Annotated in this window: 15 protein-coding genes; 6 read left to right on the top strand and 9 right to left on the bottom strand. The window is 46.8% G+C overall.

All coding sequences use genetic code 11. The annotated features are described in order from the left end of the window. Window positions 1-191 precede the first annotated feature (191 nt). The gene (gene ureG, locus QUA50_RS15080; RefSeq protein WP_333264864.1) at window positions 192-788 is read left to right on the top strand and encodes an urease accessory protein UreG; all 597 of its coding nucleotides are present in this window, start codon (window positions 192-194) and stop codon (window positions 786-788) included. Window positions 789-858: 70 nt separating this feature from the next. On the opposite strand, the gene murG is transcribed toward ureG, so the two are convergent. Then, window positions 859-1,956 carry an undecaprenyldiphospho-muramoylpentapeptide beta-N-acetylglucosaminyltransferase gene (gene murG / locus QUA50_RS15075; RefSeq protein WP_445243165.1) on the bottom strand — a complete coding sequence of 366 codons (1,098 nt, stop codon included), beginning with the start codon at window positions 1,954-1,956 and terminating at the stop codon, window positions 859-861. 185 nt (window positions 1,957-2,141) lie between these two features. Between murG and QUA50_RS15070 the strand changes: the two genes are divergently transcribed. Together QUA50_RS15070 and QUA50_RS15065 are read left to right on the top strand one after the other, a co-directional pair. Beyond that, window positions 2,142-3,089, top strand: coding sequence for a nuclear transport factor 2 family protein (locus QUA50_RS15070; protein WP_333264866.1), 948 nt, complete (start codon window positions 2,142-2,144; stop codon window positions 3,087-3,089). 308 nt (window positions 3,090-3,397) lie between these two features. Continuing rightward, on the top strand, window positions 3,398-4,186 hold the full coding sequence (locus tag QUA50_RS15065) for an SDR family oxidoreductase (RefSeq protein ID WP_333264867.1): 789 nt from the start codon (window positions 3,398-3,400) through the stop codon (window positions 4,184-4,186). A gap of 1,257 nt (window positions 4,187-5,443) precedes the next feature. On the opposite strand, the gene QUA50_RS15060 is transcribed toward QUA50_RS15065, so the two are convergent. Together QUA50_RS15060 and QUA50_RS15055 are read right to left on the bottom strand one after the other, a co-directional pair. Beyond that, a complete protein-coding gene (locus QUA50_RS15060; protein ID WP_333264868.1) occupies window positions 5,444-5,665 on the bottom strand; it encodes a hypothetical protein in 222 nt (73 codons plus the stop codon). Further along, complete coding sequence (locus tag QUA50_RS15055; protein ID WP_333264902.1) at window positions 5,662-7,431, bottom strand: S8 family peptidase; 1,770 nt, start codon at window positions 7,429-7,431, stop codon at window positions 5,662-5,664. The genes QUA50_RS15060 and QUA50_RS15055 overlap by 4 nt, the downstream gene beginning before the upstream one ends. 254 nt (window positions 7,432-7,685) lie before the next feature. Between QUA50_RS15055 and QUA50_RS15050 the strand changes: the two genes are divergently transcribed. From QUA50_RS15050 to QUA50_RS15040, 3 genes are all read left to right on the top strand, one after another. Beyond that, on the top strand, window positions 7,686-8,102 hold the full coding sequence (locus QUA50_RS15050) for a hypothetical protein (protein WP_333264869.1): 417 nt from the start codon (window positions 7,686-7,688) through the stop codon (window positions 8,100-8,102). A gap of 571 nt (window positions 8,103-8,673) precedes the next feature. After that, window positions 8,674-10,374 carry a pentapeptide repeat-containing protein gene (locus tag QUA50_RS15045; protein WP_333264870.1) on the top strand — a complete coding sequence of 567 codons (1,701 nt, stop codon included), beginning with the start codon at window positions 8,674-8,676 and terminating at the stop codon, window positions 10,372-10,374. A gap of 9 nt (window positions 10,375-10,383) precedes the next feature. Then, on the top strand, window positions 10,384-10,632 hold the full coding sequence (locus QUA50_RS15040) for a hypothetical protein (protein WP_333298542.1): 249 nt from the start codon (window positions 10,384-10,386) through the stop codon (window positions 10,630-10,632). Window positions 10,633-10,645: 13 nt separating this feature from the next. Here the strand turns inward: QUA50_RS15040 and QUA50_RS15035 are convergent, their stop codons facing one another. From QUA50_RS15035 to QUA50_RS15010, 6 genes are all read right to left on the bottom strand, one after another. Next, window positions 10,646-11,716, bottom strand: a complete 1,071-nt coding sequence (locus QUA50_RS15035) for a patatin-like phospholipase family protein (RefSeq protein WP_333264872.1) — start codon at window positions 11,714-11,716, stop codon at window positions 10,646-10,648. 334 nt (window positions 11,717-12,050) lie between these two features. Continuing rightward, complete coding sequence (locus QUA50_RS15030; RefSeq protein WP_333298544.1) at window positions 12,051-12,581, bottom strand: peptidoglycan-binding protein; 531 nt, start codon at window positions 12,579-12,581, stop codon at window positions 12,051-12,053. A 470-nt stretch (window positions 12,582-13,051) separates the two neighbouring features. Beyond that, window positions 13,052-15,145 (bottom strand): HEAT repeat domain-containing protein, encoded by a 2,094-nt coding sequence (locus QUA50_RS15025; RefSeq protein ID WP_333264874.1) that lies wholly within the window; start codon window positions 15,143-15,145, stop codon window positions 13,052-13,054. A 212-nt stretch (window positions 15,146-15,357) separates the two neighbouring features. After that, window positions 15,358-15,717 (bottom strand): nitrite reductase small subunit NirD, encoded by a 360-nt coding sequence (gene nirD / locus QUA50_RS15020; RefSeq protein ID WP_333264875.1) that lies wholly within the window; start codon window positions 15,715-15,717, stop codon window positions 15,358-15,360. A gap of 238 nt (window positions 15,718-15,955) precedes the next feature. Continuing rightward, on the bottom strand, window positions 15,956-18,520 hold the full coding sequence (nirB, locus tag QUA50_RS15015) for a nitrite reductase large subunit NirB (protein WP_333264876.1): 2,565 nt from the start codon (window positions 18,518-18,520) through the stop codon (window positions 15,956-15,958). Between the two features lie 283 nt (window positions 18,521-18,803). Further along, window positions 18,804-19,592: an ABC-2 family transporter protein gene (locus QUA50_RS15010; protein WP_333264877.1), complete on the bottom strand. Its 789-nt coding sequence runs from the start codon at window positions 19,590-19,592 to the stop codon at window positions 18,804-18,806. Between the last annotated feature and the right edge of the window lie 94 nt (window positions 19,593-19,686).

Here is a 19,686-nt window from a genome sequence, read left to right as displayed (position 1 = left end):
CTCAGTACACTCGGTTGTTTCGCAGTTGAAAATCAGACAATCCAAAATCTAATTAGTAAGGTGCGTCAGAACCCCAAAGCCTCGATAATCGTTCCATAACTCCGTCTGACGCACCCTACAACTACAACTCGGTTATTTCGCAGTTAAAAATCAGACAATCTAAAATCTAAAATCTAAAATCCAAAATCGCTATGGGTGCTTTTCGTGTAGGAATTGCTGGGCCAGTTGGTTCGGGGAAAACTGCTTTACTGGATGCTTTGTGCAAGGCGCTGCGGCAGCAATACCAGATTGCGGTTGTTACTAATGATATCTATACTCAGGAAGATGCCCAGTTTTTGGTTCGGAGTCAAGCTTTGGAGAGCGATCGAATTTTGGGCGTAGAAACAGGAGGCTGTCCCCACACAGCCATCCGCGAAGATGCTTCCATTAACTTAGTAGCTATAGAAGAGTTAGAACACAAATTCACTGATTTAGATTTAGTATTTGTCGAAAGCGGCGGCGATAACTTGGCGGCAACGTTTAGCCCAGAGTTAGTAGATTTAACAATTTACGTAATCGATGTCGCAGCGGGCGATAAAATTCCGCGCAAAGGCGGGCCAGGAATTACTAAATCTGATATGTTGGTAATTAATAAAACAGACCTTGCGCCTTTAGTGGGAGCAGATTTAGGCGTGATGGAACGGGACGCGAAAAAAATGCGGGGGGAAAAACCTTTTGTTTTTACTAACCTGAAGACAAAAGAAGGATTAGAATCGGTAGTTAAATTCATCCACTTCCATATCGTGTAAAACATCAGTCTTCATCTGCGTTCATCTGCGTTTATCTGCTAATATCTGCGGTTAAAACTCCTAAAAACTATCACCGCACCACCAATTCTTTGACCAAATTAGCCAAACGTTCTGTACTGTCTGTCACCGCTAATTCAGAAGCAGCTTGAGACATTTTTTCCAAATACTCTGAATCTCTTAACAAATACAACACTTTGCTTTGCAATACCTCTGCTGTCAGTTCGCTTTGACGGAATACCACAGCGGCGCCGGCTTTACCAAATACTTCCGCATTAAATCTTTGGTGGTCGTCAGCGGCGTGAGGAAAAGGAATTAAAATAGAAGGTACGCCCGTCACTGCTAATTCTGTTAGAGCACTCGCGCCCGATCGACTAATTGCTAAATTTGCTCGCTGCAACAAACTCGCCACATTGTCGTAAAATGGCATAGACAAATATTGCTCGTGTTTCAAACTCTCAGCATCCGGGTCATTATTTCCGGTGAGGTGAACCACCCAAGCACCGGCATCAAACCAAGCCGGAGCACACTCGCGCACTAACTTATTGACGGCGACAGCACCTTGAGAGCCGCCCATGACTAAAATTACAGGTACACTGTCAGGAATTGGCAAATTTAGAGGTTGGCGAGTCAGAAATTGCGATCGCACGGGCGTACCAGCAACCACCGTTTTGGCGCGGGGTAAATGCTGAGCTGCTGCTTCAAATCCGATCGCCACAGCAGTACACAAAGGACTAAACCAGCGCGTCACCTTCCCCGGAATGGCATTAGATTCGTGGAGAATCACCGGCAAACCCAAAGAGCGAGCCGCTAGAATTGCCGGTGCTGCGATGTAACCGCCGGTAGTAAAGACTCCCTGAAAATTTCCCGCTTTGAGCAACTTCCGCACATGAAGGATCGAGCCGGCGAGTCCGCCCAAAATTCGCAGTGTACCGAGTCCAAATCGCTGCTGAAAGCCTTCAACGGCGATCGTGTGGAGGGGGTAAAGGGAGGAAACTAACTCGGTTTCCATGCGGTCTGGGACTCCTAGCCATTCGATCTGACAGTCGTTCAACTGACTAGCGGTGGCGATCGCGGGAAATAAATGTCCACCAGTGCCGCTAGCTGCAACCAACAACCGGAGGGGGGCTTTTGTCAAGGTTTTTGTTTCTTTTACAAGTACAAGTTCCACAGGTCAATCGATTTTATATTGGAGGTTTTAGATTATTATGCTTATTATTCCGGCAGTTTCAGCCAATTTTCAATCAGCAATCTAAAATTAGATTGTGCCGTGTCCGTCCTTCCGTTGTCAGTGTTCGTTGCAGGCGAACAGTTGCCCGCGCCACTACTCCTGACAAATAACCAAATTATCATCTAATGCGTAATTTTTTGAATTTAGTGCCAAGGGTATCTCAGTATTTTTCCAGCAGTCGGGACAAAAAAGCCGCTCCTCTTCGTTGGCGTAGCCCCCGTAGGGGCGGGCTGCGCCAACGGGCGATCGTTTTTGGCTCTAACTGCGGGCAGTCGATCGCTCAAATGTTGTTATGTTTAACAGTGGTAAGTGGTGGCGTGCTGCATCCGAGTGCAGCAAAAGCGATCGGTGCGATCGCGGCGACTCCCCAAACGATCGCCCAAACCCCTGCAAATGCGCCTGCCGCACTCACAAAAGTGCTAACAGAAATTGACGCCGCCGCCAACCGGCGCGATGTCAAAGCAGTGATGGCATTTTACAGCCCGAATTTCACTCATTCTGATGGCTTAAACAGCCGCATCATGGAAAAAGCCCTCACCCAACTCTGGGATCGATATCCGAGTTTAAATTACCGCACCGAGATCAAATCTTGGAAAATCGAAGGTAGCGCGACTATTGCAGAAACCATAACTACAATTGCCGGCACTCAAAAAAAGGATGGCAGAGAATTAACTCTCAAAGCTACCATCCGTTCCCAGCAGCGCTTTGAAGGCGAAAAAATAGTTAGTCAAGAGATTTTAGCAGAACAAACTCAGCTTAGTTCTGGCAATAATCCTCCCACAATAGAAGTAAATTTGCCAGAGCAAGTTAAGGTAGGCGAAGATTACTATTTTGATGCCATTGTACGAGAGCCGATCGGCGATGATATTTTAATAGGGACTGTTTTGGAGGAACCCATTACCGAAAAAACCTTTTTCCATCCCTCAGAAGTCGAGCTAGAGTTGCTAAATGCCGGGGGAATTTTTAAAGTAGGTAAAGCTCCAGCTACGCCAGAAAATCGGTTGGTTTCAGCAGTTTTGATGCGACAAGGTGGAATTGCAACAGTTAGTGTACGATTGCGGGTTGTCAAGTAATAAAATAGGTGTTATGGGTTATACCATTTTAGATTTTAGATTTTAGATTTTAGATTTTAGATGGGGAATAACTTATGAATTAAATGTTTGGAGCGCTGGTCTACAGTTGCATTTTTTAGGGGATGGTATTATTTGGGTAATTTTAGTAGTGGCGAGTTCAAGAAAATCTTGAAGAGAAAGGAATGAATCCCTAAAGTCGTCACTACAATAATTATGTTGAATTGACAGTATGAAATATCCAAACCCTTATCTCATTAGTCATTCCCAATTCCCAAATCTAAAATCTAAAATCTAAAATCTAAAATCGTATGATTTCTCTCCAAAACCAAATTGTTTTCATTACAGGTGCGAGTAGCGGTATCGGAGCAGCCTGTGCCAAAATATTCGCCAAAGGTGGAGCCAAACTAATTTTAGCAGCCCGCCGTCTTGAAAAGCTCGATCGACTGGCAAACGAACTTGTAGAAACAAAATCCATCGCATCGGCGAACGAGATTTATTTACTAGAATTGGACGTGCGATCTCGCCCGCAAGTCGAATCGGCGATAGCTGCGCTTCCCGATGCCTGGAAAAACATCGATATTCTCATTAACAATGCGGGATTGAGCCGCGGTTTAGACAAACTGCACGAAGGCAGCTTTCAAGATTGGGAAGAAATGATTGATACCAATGTAAAAGGTTTACTTTACATGACTCGCTCGATCGTACCGGGAATGGTAAGCCGCGGCCGCGGCCACGTAGTGAATATCGGCTCAATAGCCGGCCGCCAAGCTTATCCCAAAGGCAATGTTTATTGCGCTTCCAAAGCAGCAGTGAGAGCTATTTCTGAAGGGCTCAAACAAGACCTTTTGGGAACAGCAGTGCGGGTGACAGAAATAGAGCCCGGTTTGGTGGAAACAGAATTTAGCAATGTCCGGTTTCACGGCGATGCAGAAAAAGCAAAAAATGTCTATCAAGGATTGACACCGCTGACTGCGGACGATGTAGCCGATGTCGTGTATTTTTGCGCGACGCGATCGCCCCACGTCAATATTAGCGAAATCTTGCTAGTTCCGACAGACCAAGCTAGTGCAACTCTGGTTCACCGAAAAGAGTTGTGAGTTTTTAGTGGTAAGTTTCCGGATGGCGTTGGAATTCTTAGAAAGCTTAATTGGTAGATGCACCCTGATTAATTAACTCCCGACCAATTTTGGCCGGGTTTTTTTTTGGATCTCGCCCGCCCTCGCCACAGATTCTCCAAAATTCTGCCAAAGTCTCCTGAAAGAGGTGCTGTGAGGCGGAAGATTAGATTAGTAGATGCACCCTGATTAATTAACTCCCGACCAATTTTGGCCGGGTTTTTTTTTGGATATCGCCCGCCCTCGCCACAGATTCTCCAAAATTCTGGCAAAGTCTCCTGAAAGAGGTGCTGTGAGGCGGAAGATTAGATTAGTAGATGCACCCTGATTAATTAACTCCCGACCAATTTTGGCCGGGTTTTTTTTTGGATATCGCCCGCCCTCGCCACAGATTCTCCAAAATTCTGGCAAAGTCTCCTGAAAGAGGTGCTGTGAGACGGGAGATTAGATTAGTAGATGCACCCTGATTAATTAACTCCCCGCCAATTTTGGTTTGGGGTTTTTTTTTGCGGTATCGACGGTGATGCTGAAAAAGTTTGAGGTTGTCCGGATGGCGCTGGAATTCTCAGGAAGCTTAATTGGTAGATGCACCCTGATTAAATAACTCCCGACCAATTTTGGTTTGGGGTTTTTTTTGCGGTATCGACGGTGATGCTAAAAAAGTTTGAGGTTGTCCGGATGGCGCTGGAATTCTCAGGAAGCTTAATTGGTAGATGCACCCTGATTAATTAACTCCCGACCAATTTTGGCCGGGTTTTTTTTTGGATCTCGCACCCCAAACCACGAATTTTCCCAAATTTTCCCAAACTCTCCGGAATAGGCACACCTCGAACCGGAGACTAAATTAGTAGATGCACCCTGATTAATTAACTCCCGACCAATTTTGGTCGGGTTTTTTTTTGCGTATTGCACCCCAAACCACGAATTTTCGCAAATTTTCCCAAACCGTCCGGAACAGGTGCACCTCGAACCGGAGACTAAATTAGTAGATGCACCCTGATTAATTAACTCCCGACCAATTTTGGCCGGGTTTTTTTTTCGTATTGCAGCCAAACCACAAAATTTCAATAAATCAAGAATTATCCGCGTTAATCTGCGTACATCTGCGGTTAAAAATCAAATTAATCCCGAACATCGTGCTAGCCACTGGAAACTAAATAAAGATGCACCCTGATTAATAAACCCCAGCCAATTTTGGCCGGGGTTTTTTTTGCTCGAAAGCTGGATTAGCCGATCGACCTACAACACCTCAAAAGACTGCACCTCAAGAACCGGGCCGATCATAGCAAAAGTCATCACATCCTTGCGGACTTCACCTTTGACACTGACTTTCAAATCAGCTTTTTTCAACTCAGAAGGAGCATTCTTAAGTTCGTAAGTTTCCCCATCTTCGCCAACCAAAGCCCAAGTGCCCGGGCCCAATCCTTTGCGTTCAATTTTGCCTTTGACAGTAATACTCATGCCGATCGCACCTCTGTTTTAATTGCTAAACGTGCCAGTCCGAAACACAGAAAAGCATTGACAATCAAGAATGTTTGTGATACCAAACCTGTGCCCAATCCCCAGACTGCGGGAGACACAAAAGCATTCACCGCTAAACTGCTGGCAAAACCGATCGAAATTGCGATCGCGATCCACTTCCACTGTTGATGTCCCAACAGCAAAGCAATCAAAATCCCAGGAATCAAAACGCTAGCAAAAAAGGGATTCAGCATACTGCTGCCATTAATTGCGCCGCCGAGTTCGGGAATAGAACTGCCCATCACCCGCATCGGCCACTGCGGCAAGTCAAATACAAACAGATTTCGCAGCCCGAAGAACCCAGAACTGCCAGCAATCAAGCCGCCGGAAAAGCCCCAAGTCCAGGCGAAGGGGAAATAATTCCGCAAAAAGAAAGCCAGCAGGTAAGAACCGAGCACCATTGCAATTTTAGGCAACAGGGCGACTGCACCGCCGTCAATCCAAAAGCGGGGGTTGAGATAGCCGTTGTCGCGCAGCCAGCGGAAGAAATCGCGGAAGTTGATTTGTCCGCGCTGGGCTAGCTGAACTGCTGCGGCTGCGTCGAGGTGTCCCGAACCAAAATGGTTTAACGGATCTTCAGCGACATTTCGCGAGGACTGCAAGAGCACGCTGCGAATTGCGTCTGGTTCTGCGATGCCGGAAGCTTTGACAAGGGCTGCAACGGCGGCAACGTGGGGAGAAGCCATGCTAGTGCCTTGGTAGCCTTCAAAGACTTCGGCGCCGGTTTCCGGGTCGATCGTACTTTGCAGGATCTTGCCCATTTCAGAACCGCCGGGGGCTGCAATGTCAACCCCTGCGCCGAAATTCGAGTAAGAGGCTTTTTCGTCGTCGGGGCCGAGGGCGGAAACGCCGATGACGTGGGGATAGCGGGCGGGATAGGAAGCGGAACTGTCGCCGGAGTTCCCGGCGGCTGCGATGATGACAACGCCTTTAGAGTGGGCGTAGTCGATCGCCTCTTCCATTAATTGACTTTCGCCACCGCCGCCGAGACTCATGTTGATGACATCTGCGCCGTTGTCAGCAGCAAATTTAATTGCTTCAGCGATGTCGGAAACCGTGCCGCCACCGCTGCCGCCTAACACTTTTAGCGGCATTAAAGCTGCTTCGTAGGCGATGCCCGCAACGCCGTAATTGTTGTTAGTTGATTGGGCGACAGTACCTGCGACGTGAGTACCGTGGCCGTTGTCGTCGTAGGCCTCGGCGCGATCGTTTACAAAGTCGTAGCCCGGTACAAATTTGGTTTCTTTTAAGTCAGCTACTGGAGTAATACCCGTGTCAATTATCGCTACTGTTGTGCCGCTGCCTTTGGTTTCGTTCCAGGCAGATTCTACATTGATGCTGCGGAGATTCCACTGCTTTGTATACATGGGGTCGTTGGGAATCTCGAAAGCGCTGTAGACGTAGTTGGGTTCAATGTATTCGGTATCTTTAGCCAAATTTGATTTTTTCAGGGCGTTTAGCAAAGTGCGATCGCCCTTAACTACATATACATTGTCTGCCGCTGAGAATTCGCTGTTGAGTTGCGGTGCGACTCGGTACTGTTGGGCGATCGCATTTACTTCTTTCGCAATCTCAGCAGCACCCAAATCTTCGCGGAAATCCAGCACAATCGAGTCGTAAGTGCCTTGAGTAGCAAGTCCTGGGAAATTAGAAATCGCCCAGCCGAGCCCGATTAAAAATAAGCACAGAAGGAAAAACTTTTTCATTGCCGATCGTCCGTTTAGGGAAGGCTTGTTCACCACAATAACCCAATTTTCACCGCCAGCGCCAGTTTTCCTTGCTGCGACTTGTGGGGATCTCGCACGCGGGCGTTTGCTAGTTTTCGGCGGTGGCTGTTGCTCGATCGAAAATTGCTCTAATTTCTAGTTTAAATTGCACAGCAAGTTTTAGGAGTTCAATTAATTGTATCATTAGAGAAGATGATAAACAGAAGCTGGACTATTTTCAACAAGGGTATTGCATGGAAAGAGGTTTAATGTGGCTGCCGCTGCTGGCAATATTTATCGGGCTGGCTTGGGCAGGATGGAACGAGTATCAAAAGCTGGAAGCGTATCGCGTCTGGGCAGAACAATTTGAAGTAGCCAAGTACGATATTTATGCTGTACTAGGTCAAAAAGAAGACTGTTTAACTTGGGGAAAACCTACTCGCAGCGGGCCTGTGAATTTGCAAACTTTTTCTTTAAAAGACGTGCAGTCCCTGCGGTTGTTAGTCAACTCTCAGCCCGTTGATTTAGAGTCGCCGCCGAGTTCGGGAAGTCCAATCGCCCTCGAATTTTTGTTGAAAGATGCTGCTGCGGTGCAGGTTCCTTTTACAGAAATTCCTCTAGCGACTAAATGGGGAAAACACTTGCAGCAAGAATTGCAGCGCTTTCGGTAAAAGCAGTCTCCGGCTGGGCAGTGTATGGGGAGCATCTCAATGAAAGCAACCAAGCCCAAAATAGGAGTTTGGAGGCAGGAGTTTGGAGGCAGGAGGCAGAAGGAAACAGGAAGAAGGAAGGAGCCAGAAGAAGTATTTTTCCAAATATAAGATGCTCCCAGCGTATTAGATATGAACTCGGCTACTTGAAATTACAAAAGTCTGTAAAACTGGTAGTAGAAATAGAACTTACGCACCAAATCCTTTGAACTGCCATCTATAGAGGTAAAGTACCCACGGATCGCCCGGAGGACACGAGTTCTTGCAGTAAGTAGTAGGAGTAGTGTCCCCGTGCCTAGCCCGCTCGTGTTCCGTGGGTACCTTACAGTTAAAGTTATTGACAATTCCCGCATCAAGGATACCCGCCACGCGATCGATCCATCCAGAAATAAAAAACCTGTATCCGATGAAACTTGCCGAACGTATTTATCTGTGGGGTCAATGCTTTAATCTAAAATCTAAAATCTAAAATCTAAAATCGATTGACCCGCGCGTCCTAAAACAGCTCAATTGCTAGCCCCCAATCTGCGGAATGCAAACACAAGAATTTTTACAGCGCTATCAACAGGGAGAGCGCAACTTTGGTCACATTGACCTCAGCGGCGCTAGTTTAAGCGGTGTTAACCTGCGAGAAATAGACCTCACTGGTGCTAATTTGACCGGTGCTAATTTGAGCTGGTCTTTTTTGAGCAATGCCAAGTTGATAGGGGCTTGTTTGCGCCGCGCGGATCTCCGCAGTGCGGGGCTGGCTGGGGCGAATCTGAGCGGGGCGAATTTGAGCGGGGCAAATCTTGCTAAAGCGGATTTGCGCCTTGCTGGTTTGGAAGCAGCAGAGCTCAATTGGGCCGCGTTGCCTGAAGCGGATTTGGGCGGTGCTAATCTTCAAGGAGTTAAATCTGACCAAATTAATTTGACCGGGGCTAAACTCGACGGCGCGAATTTGATGGCGGCGGAATTGATGGAGGCGAATCTCAACCGCGCCAGTCTTGTTGGTGCTAATTTAACGGGTGCTAATTTGCGGGAAGCGCATTTGGTGGAAGCGAATTTGCGATCGGCAATTTTAATCGGTGTAAATTTGATTGAAGCTGACTTGAATGGCGCTCAAATGCGATCGGCAAATCTGACGGGCGCTGACTTGCACCGAGCTGTGCTGGCGGGGGCGGATTTGACTGAGGCGGTGCTGGATAACGCTGATTTGAGTCGAGCTAATCTGGCGGGTTCTTATTTATTGAAAGCGAGTTTTAAGAAGGCACTTTTGCTGCGAGCAAACCTGCAAGGAGTGTATTTACTGCGAGCTGATTTGAGCGAAGCTAATTTGCGAAGTGCTGATTTGCGGAAAGCTGATTTGAGCGGCGCTTATTTGATGGATGCGATGTTGGGTGAGGCTGATTTAAGAGAAGCTTGTTTGATTGAGTGCCGTTTGATTCGGACGAATTTGGAGGGGGCGCAGCTTACGGGTTGCTGTATTCAAAATTGGCAAGTTCAAGATGTCGATCTGTCGCGAGTTGACTGCAGCTATGTTTTTACTCAGTTTGATTATACTGCGAAAGTTGCGGCCAATCGCTTTCCGGTCGATCGCGATTTTGAGTCGGGGGAATTGGGGCGGCAGCATCAAGAGGACAGTTCTATTGTCAAGGTGGGTTTTGCTGAATCTCCTAATTGGGAGGCTTTGGTTTTTACGCTGCGTCGGGTGGAGTTGGAAAGCCGCGAACTCAAGTTGAACGTTCAATTTTTTGAGTCTGCTGGAGAACAACATTTACTGCGGCTGAGCGCGAACCGTTTGGTGAACGGCAAGATTTTGGGCGATCGCATTTTGGAGCTTTATCCAGATATGTTGGAAAAGGTTTTAGCCAAGGGCGCTGAAATTTTGAGTTTGCTCGACTTGGCTGTTCCTAGTAACAATGCGGAGCTGAGTCAGAAGGAGGCTTTGCTCAGAAGACAGGAAATCTACCAGCGAATGGTGCGCCAGATTTCGTTTATTTTGATGTCTCAGACGCCGGATAAATTCTCTGAAAGCGTGCAGCGGCTGTTGGATTATTTGAAGCAGCAAGGTATCCCGACAGAGCAGATTCAAAAGAAAGTCATCAGTCAGGCGATCGTGCAGCGGGCGAAGCAAGACCCGGTTTTTCGGGAACAGTTGCTCAGGTGGGAGAAAACGGCGTCCGATCGCGTTCGCTGTTCGATGATGGGGGAAGCGGTGCGGTATGCGATCGCCCTTTTGATCGATTATTAACAGTTAATTGTGAACACTTCAAGCCGGAGAGCGACTAATACCCGCACTTGCTCGTCGGTGTCGGAAACTGCAAGCCTCGTGCAGCAGGCCAAGCAATACCAAGCTTTTCGGGAACAGTTGCTTATGTGGGAGAAAACAGCTTCGGAGTGCGATCGGTGTTCGGTAATGGGGGAAGCAGTGCGGTATGCGATGCCCTGTTGTAGGAATGAATACACACAAAATCTTACCCCCATTAAAAATCCTCGAACCAGATATTGATTTAACGGTGCGGTTAATTAGGATATAGTTCAGTTTCCTCCTTCAAAAGCTTACACAACTCATCCAAATCTTTCTTACTGTGTTCAATGAGTTTTTCACCTCTGCTCTCTAGGTACTCAATATTACTGGGACTTGCGTTGTCGATTTGATCGTGACCATTATCGCTACTCAATTGAAGTTGAAAACGATAGTAGTTTCGGTTATTTTCTTGCTCTTTTTTAGTCACCATTAGCTGAGCAAGTTCATACGCAACCGATTCACTTTGGCCATCTAGAACAACGTTTAGTAAGGGAATCGCCCATTTTATTTGACCCCAATTTTTGGCTTCTTTATACTTATATTTCTTAGTTAGCGAGCCCGTACCCAAAGAAACAACAAGGGTCTCAGTGCGTTGTAGTTCTTCCCCCGTCTTTTTCTTGTAAGAAATCATCGCCTCCATCATTGCAAGTGAGGAAGGATTATTTGCAAAAATTCCCCCGTCTACCAAAGCGTAATATCCCTCATCGGTATGATGTCCCGTTTCGAGTTGGTAGGGTGGAAAAAATGTCGGTGCAGCAGAAGTTGCCATTGCTGCTTCCCACATTTTAAATCCCGTACATACTTTCCGGCTATCAAAACTCTTGATTTCCTCTGCGTCCCGATTGCTTGTAAAAAAAATTGGTGTTCTGAGTTCGATATCATAGCTGGGGATGAAAATTTCTCGTAATGCCTCTTCCACCTTAGCTTCACCTAAAAGATCCTTTAAAACTTGTTGCCTACCTTTTGGGTTGTGCTTGGGTTGTAACAAATCATCAATATCCCCTATAATATACTCATTAAAAATCTTTTGTCCATATTTGCGATAGAAATTTACAAGTTCGGCAGCGGTATACTCTGGTTCACTATTGATGCTAGAATCTGAGTTCTTTCTAGTTAAACCCAGTGCTAAAATTCCTCCTGTTGAAGTGCCTGCAATAAAATCAAACATTGTTGCTATGCGTTTTCCTGTACGCTCTTCAATGTAGTTGAGAACGATCGCAGGAATAATACCCCGGATACCCCCACCATCAATTGAGAGAATTCTTCTCTTGAATTTAGTACCCATCACATTTACTCCTTTAGATATTGCTTAAGTTGTCAAGATAGAGCAAACAAACTCATACAGCATCAAAATACCAATCACCAACGTCATCCTATGGTTTCCGGTTGCATCGGAATAATAAAATAGAGTCAACAGTTAACACTCAACTATAGCAATTCTTGCAGGAGTCATAAAAATTTTACCCCACCCCAATCCTCCCCTTATCAAGGGGAGGAAGTAAGAAATTCACAAATGATGCGAGGATTGCTATATTGAGTTTTTTGCTCCCGACTAAACAGTCAAAAGTCAACAATTATTTCGCTCGTGCAACCGGAATAGATATGAATCAAACCCGTCATTAGTGCGGTAACTTGCTGAGGGCGTGCCAAGTTCTGTAGCCGACAATTCCATCTTGCGGTAAAGCCTTGCTAATTTGCAATTGTCGCACTGCTACATCTGTCATCGGCCCGAATAATCCGTCAATGAATCCGAAATAGTATCCATTGATTTTCAAGACATTTTGAACAATTTTAACAGCATTACCAGAACTGCCCTTCATGACGATCGGCATATTCACAGGTGCACCAGAGTATAGTGCTTGCCAAGTGATAGGGCCGACAATCCCATCTTCTTGTAAAAAAACGCGGTGTTGATAGCCTTTGACCGCGTTTTGAACTTGGACGCCGAAAATACCGTCAATCAGCCCGGAATAATAACCCCAATGATATAGAAGCTGTTGTAGTTCCTTGACAGCTTGACCTGTTGAACCCCTTTGTAAAGTGGGTTTGTTTACTCCCGTGGTTTCAGCAAATGCAAGAGTTGATTGAGCAGTATTATCGGCGACGAGAGCCATAGTTTCATTGTTCAAGCTTCTTTCTTCGGTGTACATAATGTGGTTCCTTTCAACATTTAAGTTTGGGTGTTTGATATTTCAGGTATAACTGGTGGAATTTGTGGATGCACAGTCACTTTTTCGAGTGTCACTCATTTGAGTGTCACTCGTTTGAGTTAGTCCCAGTGTTAACTGTTACAGCATATTCGGTGGTTCATGAAGTACAGTATCCGCCTTAATTGTTGGTACACTGTTATGTAGGGTGCGGATCTGCTCATGTTTAATGAAACTTGCAGATTGACTGGTGGATCCGCACCGATGCTTGCGACAAGATTGTGTGTACCGCATATACATGGAATATGCTGTAATATCTCTTCCGGCTGCGCCGAAATGATATACTGAAAGAATGTTAAGAGTGCAATGAAAACAAGTTATGCACTAAACGCCTAAAGTTCGAGCTTCCTCAAACTCCAGAAAGAAGAGCAGGCATGATGAATTTTCCGAGGTGTCTAAAGGATTGTTTCCACTTACCAATCTTGGCTGCGTAGCCGGCGACCCGCTAAGGCCCGCACTTGCTCTTCTGCGTCGGAAACGGAAAGCGATCGCAACAGCGGCACAACTCCCGGATTTTCGGGATAATGTTCGATAATCGCTTCGAGTGCTGTAAATCTGGGATTGTAAGGAAAAGAACCGTTTTGATTTTCAACATCGCTCAAAGCTCGATCGCGCAAAAACTCAAACATTCCCGGCTCGTCTTTCCATCCCCGCATTAACTCTACCAGGGCGATCGCCCGCACCTGCGAATCTTCATCCTTTTGAGCTCTACTTTTGAGCCACTCGAAAGTTTGAGACTGATTTGTCCGCCCCCGGGCTAACTGTTGCAAAGCCATTTGCCTGACAGCCGGACTCTCATCGCCCTCTGCTTTAGCCTCCAGCAGCATCCAAGTTTCCGGGTTGTCCGGCCAGTTGTAAGCGAGTTCAAGCAGCGCCGCTGGGCGGACAAGCGCATCGCTAGAATCGAGCTGAATTTTCAGCCAAGGCAAGGTTTCCGGGTCGTCTGGCCACCCCCGCACGATCGCCCGCACCAGCACGCTCAGCAGGTGAGAATCTTGCTCTGACTCGACCAGGCTTTTGAGGAAAGGCAGCGTCTCGCCCCGGTGAGACCAGCGTTTTGCGATCTCTTCCACCGCAGTTTCTCGGACGTTCAGGTGTCTGTCTGACTCGGCGAGATTTTGCAACCAGCCAAAGACTTCCAGACTTGCTGACGGCAGTGCGGCGACTGCTTCCACTACTACTTGCCGCACAGTCCAGTAATCCTCGGAATCAGCTATTTTTTGCAGCAGGGGCAGGGTTTCTGGGTGGTCGGGCCAACCTGCGGCTATCTGTTGTAGGGCTATTTCTCGCAGGTCGGCGTCGCGATCGCCCAATGCTATATTTTTCAAAAAAGTCAGAGTTTCGGGGTTCCCAGCCCAGCCAGAGGCAATTGCTTGCACTGCTGAGCGCCGGACGCTCGAACTCGCGTCGGACTCGGCTAGGGTTTTCACCAGCGGGTAAATGTCTGGTTCGCCGGGCCAGTGCGAAGCCAATTCTTCTAAGGCTGCTGTCCGCACTTCTTTGCTGCTGTCGGATTCGGCCTTAGTTTTCAGCAGCAGGCAAACGTCGGCTGCGGCGGGCCAGCCCGCTGCCAACTCCCGCACCGCTACGGTTCGCAGGATAGAACTTCCTGTCTGGGCAAGGTTTTTGAGCAGGGAAACCGTGCCTAAAAGGCTGCGCCAACCTCTGGCTATTGCTTGCCACGCACAGACTCGCACTCCCAAATTTTCGTCGGATTCGGCGACGGTTCTCAGCAGCAGCAAGGTATCTGTGCGATCGGGCCAATTAGAGGTCAACTGTTCGAGTGCTGCGGTGCGGACTGCGGGACTTCGATCGAACTGAGCCAGGGCACTCAGCAGCGGCAAGGTATCGCTCGCGGCTGGCCAACCACAAGCCATTTCTCGCACACAGGTCGATCGCACTGCCCAGCTTGGATCTGATTTGGCAAGGTTTTTGAGCATCAGGTAAATTTCTGGCTGATCTGGCCAACCGCGGGCTATTGCTTCGACTGCTGTGGATCGGACTTCGCCACAGTCGGTGGAGTGAGCGAGTATTTTCAGCCAGGGCAGGGTTTGCGGGTCGTTTTTCCAAGTTTGGGCGATCGCGGCGATCGATCGATTGCGAATTTGATAAGTTTCCTGCAATTCTTGAGCGCTTTGATAAAGAATCAGGAAACCCGTACCGTATTGCGATAACTTTTTTAAAGCGTTTAACAGTTTTTTGGCAGTTTTTTTATTAATATCATTTTTTACTTTTAACAGGCATTGCGCTGCTAAAAACAAATTAATAAATTTTTCTTGTTGACCGTTTTGATCTGTGAGATATTCTATAATTTGGCTCGCTGTTTCTTTGTCGAGCTTACCTGCAATTTCTCTGAGGACTTCGTGCAAAGATTCGTCCCGCCAGTGCTGGCCGAAAACTTGTGTGTTGAGTTCGCCCCAAGTCAGTTGACCGAGTTTGAGTTGTGCGTGGATTAACTCTGCTACAGTCTGGGGATTATTTTCGGAAACAAGTTTTTTTAACAACATACCGATAGCCTGCCCCTCAAGTTTGTTTGCATTAAAAATCCGAAACCATACCCAGTATTAGTTTAGAGTTTTTTGAGCTTTCCTGGAGTAGGTCGCCGATTAACTTTATTTTATACCACAACTACGGGGTCGCGTCCCAATACAAAATCCGCCACCCCCCATAAAAATGTTAGGTGGTGGCGGATGGCGATCGAACAATTAAGGCGCTGAATCTAGCTAACAGCTACTTGGACGCGATCGGCTGCAACCCGAACCGCAAAAGTACGAATCTTTACCGTTTCATCATCCAGACATTGCCCGGTAGTCAGACTAAAGTTTTGTTTGTAAATGGGAGAAGCAACTTTGAGAGTGCCGTTGCGATCGCCCACAATTCCCCGCGACAACACAAAAGCTTTGCTAAACGGGTCGTAATTGCTAAGCGCATAAACTTCATCCCCCTTTCCTACTCGGAAAATCGCCACTTGTTCGCCTTTTACTAAAGCGCAAACTCCAGTATAAGGGGCGATCGCATCGAGAGAACACACATCTACCCAAGTTGTTACTGTATCGGAAACTTGTAATGATTGAACCATTTTCTTTTCCTGTTATTTTACTTCAATCTCGTTCCCAGTCTCCGGCTGGGAAGGTAGGTTTCGAGGCTCTGCCTCGCCTCGCCGAAGGAGGCAGAGCCTCCGGGACTTCATTCTCAGGCAGAGCCTGGGAACGAGATTAATTTACTTCAATCTAGTGTTCTTGTTCCCCCCTTATTAAGGGGGGCTAGGGGGGATCTCCGGGTTTCCTAGGCTCTGCTTGGAAACCCGATTATATGGGTTATTCCGAAACTCCAGCCAGAGCCTTTTCATGTTCGTTAGCCGGCCGCGTTTGTCCCCGTTCCGCAACGCGAACAATACTCGGATCGGGCAAATCGGAATTCACAAAATGCTGGAACCGCTGCACCTTTTGCGGGTCTTCAATCGTCGTTTTCCACTCGCATTGATAAGTATTTACCAAATGTTCCATCTGCGCTTCTAATTCAGCACAAATGCCGAGAGAATCTTCAACAATTACCTGCTTTAAGTATTCAATTCCGCCCTCAAGCTTGTTCAACCAAGTAGCAGTGCGTTCCAATCTGTCTGCCGTGCGGATGTAGAAAACCAAGAAGCGATCGATATACTTAATCAAAGTTTCCTTATCGATATCCGTAGCCAGCAAAACCGCGTGCTGCGGCTTAATACCGCCATTGCCACACACGTACAAATTCCAGCCGTTTTCCGTCGCAATTATCCCAAAATCCTTGCTTTGAGCTTCCGCGCATTCGCGAGTGCAGCCAGAGACAGCAGATTTGAGCTTGTGGGGCGATCGCAAACCGCGATACCGCAATTCAACTTCGATCGCCAAACTCGTAGAATCCTGCACCCCAAAGCGGCACCAAGTGCTACCAACACAAGATTTTACAGTACGCAGAGCCTTACCGTAAGCGTGTCCCGACTCAAATCCCGCATCAATCAACCGACGCCAAATATGCGGCAATTGATCCACGCGAGCCCCAAACAAATCAATCCGTTGCCCGCCAGTAATCTTAGTATAAAGCCCAAAATCCCTGGCAACTTCACCCAAAACAATCAACTTATCCGGCGTGATTTCTCCTCCCGGTATTCGCGGCACTACCGAATAAGTACCGTCGCGCTGAATGTTTGCCAAAAAGTAATCGTTCGTATCTTGCAAACCGACGTGAGACTTCTCTAAAATATGGTCATTCCAAGTAGAAGCCAGCATGGAACCAACAGCAGGCTTGCAAATTTCGCAACCCTTACCTTTGCCGTGTCTTTCAATCAACTCCTCAAATGTTTTAATCTCTTGAGAACGCACTAAATGGTACAATTCTTGACGAGAATATTCAAAATGTTCGCAGAGATTATTTTTGACTGCAAACCCAGCTTTTTTCATCTCCGACTTGAAGATATCCGTCACCAAAGGCACGCATCCGCCGCAGCCCGTACCAGCTTGAGTGCATTTCTTGACGCTGGCAACATCGGTTAAATTGCGATCGCGAATCGCTGCACAAATCTGCCCTTTGGTAACATTATTGCAAGAACAAATTTGAGCCGAATCCGGCAAACTGTCAACTCCGAAACCCGCCAGTGATCCCCCTTCTCGCGGTGGCATTAACAAATCTTCAGGATGCGGCGGCAGAGCAATTTCATTTTGCATGAATTGCAGCAAAGTGCCGTAAGCCGAGGCATCTCCTACGAGAATTCCGCCTAAAATTCGGCTGCCGTCTTGATTTAAAACTAATTTTTTGTAAATGCCTTGGAATGTGTCAGTGACAACAATTTCTTTAGCATCGCCCGACTTGGGAAAAGGCTCTCCAAAACTAGCGACATCCACTCCCAATAATTTGAGTTTAGTGGACATATCCGCACCTGTAAAAGTGCTTGTACCGGGGGCATCCTGTCGGCCATCGGCTGCACGGCTCAAAATATCTGCCGCTACGCTTGCCATTGTATACCCAGGCGCAACTAAGCCGTAGATGCGATTTTGATAAAGCGCGCATTCTCCGATCGCATAAATGTCAGGATCGGAGGTTTGGCAGCTATCATTAATCACAATGCCGCCGCGTTCTCCTACTTCTATACCGCAACTTCTGGCAATTTCGTCGCGGGGGCGAATGCCAGCAGAAAAGACAATCATATCTGTTGCTAATTCCGAACCGTCAGCAAACAGCATTTTAGTAACTTTGCCATCTTCGCTGACAATTTCTGTGGTAGATTTGCTGGTGTGAACCGAAACCCCCAACTCTTCTATTTTGCTGCGGAGAATTGCCCCGCCAATTTCGTCAACTTGCACGGGCATCAGCCGCGGCGCAAACTCAACAACGTGAGTTTTTAGACCCATATTTTGCAGAGCGTTAGCACACTCTAGACCTAACAACCCGCCGCCAATTACTACACCTGTTTTGCAATTTTTAGCGTAATCGGACATCGCTTCCAGGTCGTCAATTGTCCGGTAAACAAAAGTTCCTTTAGCGTCTTTGCCTTTAATTGATGGCACAAATGGATAGGAACCGGTGGCCAGAACAATTTTGTCGTAGGGAACTTCTAAACCGTTGGCTGAAGAGACTGTTTTTTGTTCCCGATTAATGCCGACTGCTTTGTCGCCGATGTGAATTTTTATGTCATTTTGGTGATAAAATCCCGGTGCAACTAGAGATAAATCTCCCGCTGTTTTGCCAGAGAAAAATCCGCTGAGGTTTACGCGATCGTAAGCAACGCGCGGTTCTTCACAAAAAGTAATTAAATTCCAGTGCTGGGCAGCATCCGAGCTGACCATTAACTCTAGGAACTTGTGACCTACCATGCCATTGCCGATTACAATGAGGTTTTTTTTGGCTGTCATTAGAATCTACTTTATCCCGTTTATCAGTCGTTGGGTTAATTAATATAAGACTTTATTGTAAATTTTTGTACTTATAGATACAAAAAATGGATATTTATGCAATTGTCGAATACTCCCGATTGCATTTTTGCATGATCTGTGCGTCAGTCGATTTGAGATTTGAGATTTGAGATTTGAGATTTACTCCAGAGTTAAGTATGGTGCGTCAAGTAAGTCTTTTTGACAAAACGATTAATATTTTTACTGTGACGCACCTTACAGTTTTCTAATTCTTAATTATTATTTAAGCGCCCATGCCCGAATACTGCTTCAAACCCTGCCGCCACAGCCAGCGATTCCACACAAAAAATACCGCACTCCAACCCAACATTACCAACAAACCGCGGCTTAAATCTACGGGTAATCCTATCAAGATAGAAGCGGGAAAATGAATCAAATAAGGAAACGGCGTCCACAAAACTACTTCGCGCACGGGTGCGGGAAACACTTCTAGCGGCGCGATAAGTCCCGATAAAAACAGGTAAATTAAAAACCAGAATTGCTCGATCGCACTTGCCCTTTCCAGCCAAAAAGCAAACAGCGCAAAGGTATACTGTATCGAGAACCGCAAGCAAAAAGCCAAGACGACAACCAACAAAAACAGCAAAAACCTGCCCAAACTCGGCAGCCAAAAAGCCTGCGGGTAAAGTGCAAAAAACAGCACCACTAATCCGCATACAAACGGCAGCCTCGCAAACCTTTCGGAAACGTGAGATGCGAAGTGATGCCATACCGGATCGAGAGGCTGCAACAATCTATTAGATAGCGTGCCTTGCACTACTTGCTTTTCAAAATCCCAAATCACCCAAACTACATTTGTTTGCCTGACGATGAAAGCCGCTAAAAAATAACGGGCAAAGTCGATCGACTTCAGCCCAAATTCACCAGTTTCTGCCGCCTGCATCCAGACGCCCATCAAGATAAACGGCAAAGCTCCCGACAGCGCCCACAAAAACAATTCCGCCCGGTATTCGAGCATATAAGCGTAGTAGGTAACTAGCAAAGTTTTAGCAATTCTCACAATTCTGTTCATATCAATTTTAGAGTTAATTTTTTGGGGTTAGCAACGGGCTAGAAGCCCGTTCCACAAAAACACTAAATCTCTAGTGGAACAGGCATCTTGCCTG

Source organism: Microcoleus sp. M2_D5 (genome assembly GCF_036701935.1).
Taxonomy (GTDB): Bacteria; Cyanobacteriota; Cyanobacteriia; order Cyanobacteriales; family Microcoleaceae; genus Microcoleus.
Note: the sequence above shows the minus strand (reverse complement) of the source record. Positions and strands in the feature narration are given on the sequence as shown.

Excerpts from the sequence above, each read along its gene's own strand:
- QUA50_RS15070 (WP_333264866.1), top strand. The coding sequence starts at position 2,142 with ATGCGTAATTTTTTGAATTTAGTGCCAAGGGTATCTCAGTATTTTTCC.
- QUA50_RS15010 (WP_333264877.1), bottom strand. The coding sequence starts at position 19,592 with ATGAACAGAATTGTGAGAATTGCTAAAACTTTGCTAGTTACCTACTAC.
- QUA50_RS15035 (WP_333264872.1), bottom strand. The coding sequence starts at position 11,716 with ATGGGTACTAAATTCAAGAGAAGAATTCTCTCAATTGATGGTGGGGGT.
- QUA50_RS15045 (WP_333264870.1), top strand. The coding sequence starts at position 8,674 with ATGCAAACACAAGAATTTTTACAGCGCTATCAACAGGGAGAGCGCAAC.
- QUA50_RS15055 (WP_333264902.1), bottom strand. The coding sequence starts at position 7,431 with ATGAAAAAGTTTTTCCTTCTGTGCTTATTTTTAATCGGGCTCGGCTGG.
- nirB (WP_333264876.1), bottom strand. The coding sequence starts at position 18,520 with ATGACAGCCAAAAAAAACCTCATTGTAATCGGCAATGGCATGGTAGGT.
- QUA50_RS15060 (WP_333264868.1), bottom strand. The coding sequence starts at position 5,665 with ATGAGTATTACTGTCAAAGGCAAAATTGAACGCAAAGGATTGGGCCCG.
- QUA50_RS15050 (WP_333264869.1), top strand. The coding sequence starts at position 7,686 with ATGGAAAGAGGTTTAATGTGGCTGCCGCTGCTGGCAATATTTATCGGG.
- ureG (WP_333264864.1), top strand. The coding sequence starts at position 192 with ATGGGTGCTTTTCGTGTAGGAATTGCTGGGCCAGTTGGTTCGGGGAAA.
- QUA50_RS15025 (WP_333264874.1), bottom strand. The coding sequence starts at position 15,145 with ATGTTGTTAAAAAAACTTGTTTCCGAAAATAATCCCCAGACTGTAGCA.
- nirD (WP_333264875.1), bottom strand. The coding sequence starts at position 15,717 with ATGGTTCAATCATTACAAGTTTCCGATACAGTAACAACTTGGGTAGAT.
- QUA50_RS15065 (WP_333264867.1), top strand. The coding sequence starts at position 3,398 with ATGATTTCTCTCCAAAACCAAATTGTTTTCATTACAGGTGCGAGTAGC.
- QUA50_RS15030 (WP_333298544.1), bottom strand. The coding sequence starts at position 12,581 with ATGTACACCGAAGAAAGAAGCTTGAACAATGAAACTATGGCTCTCGTC.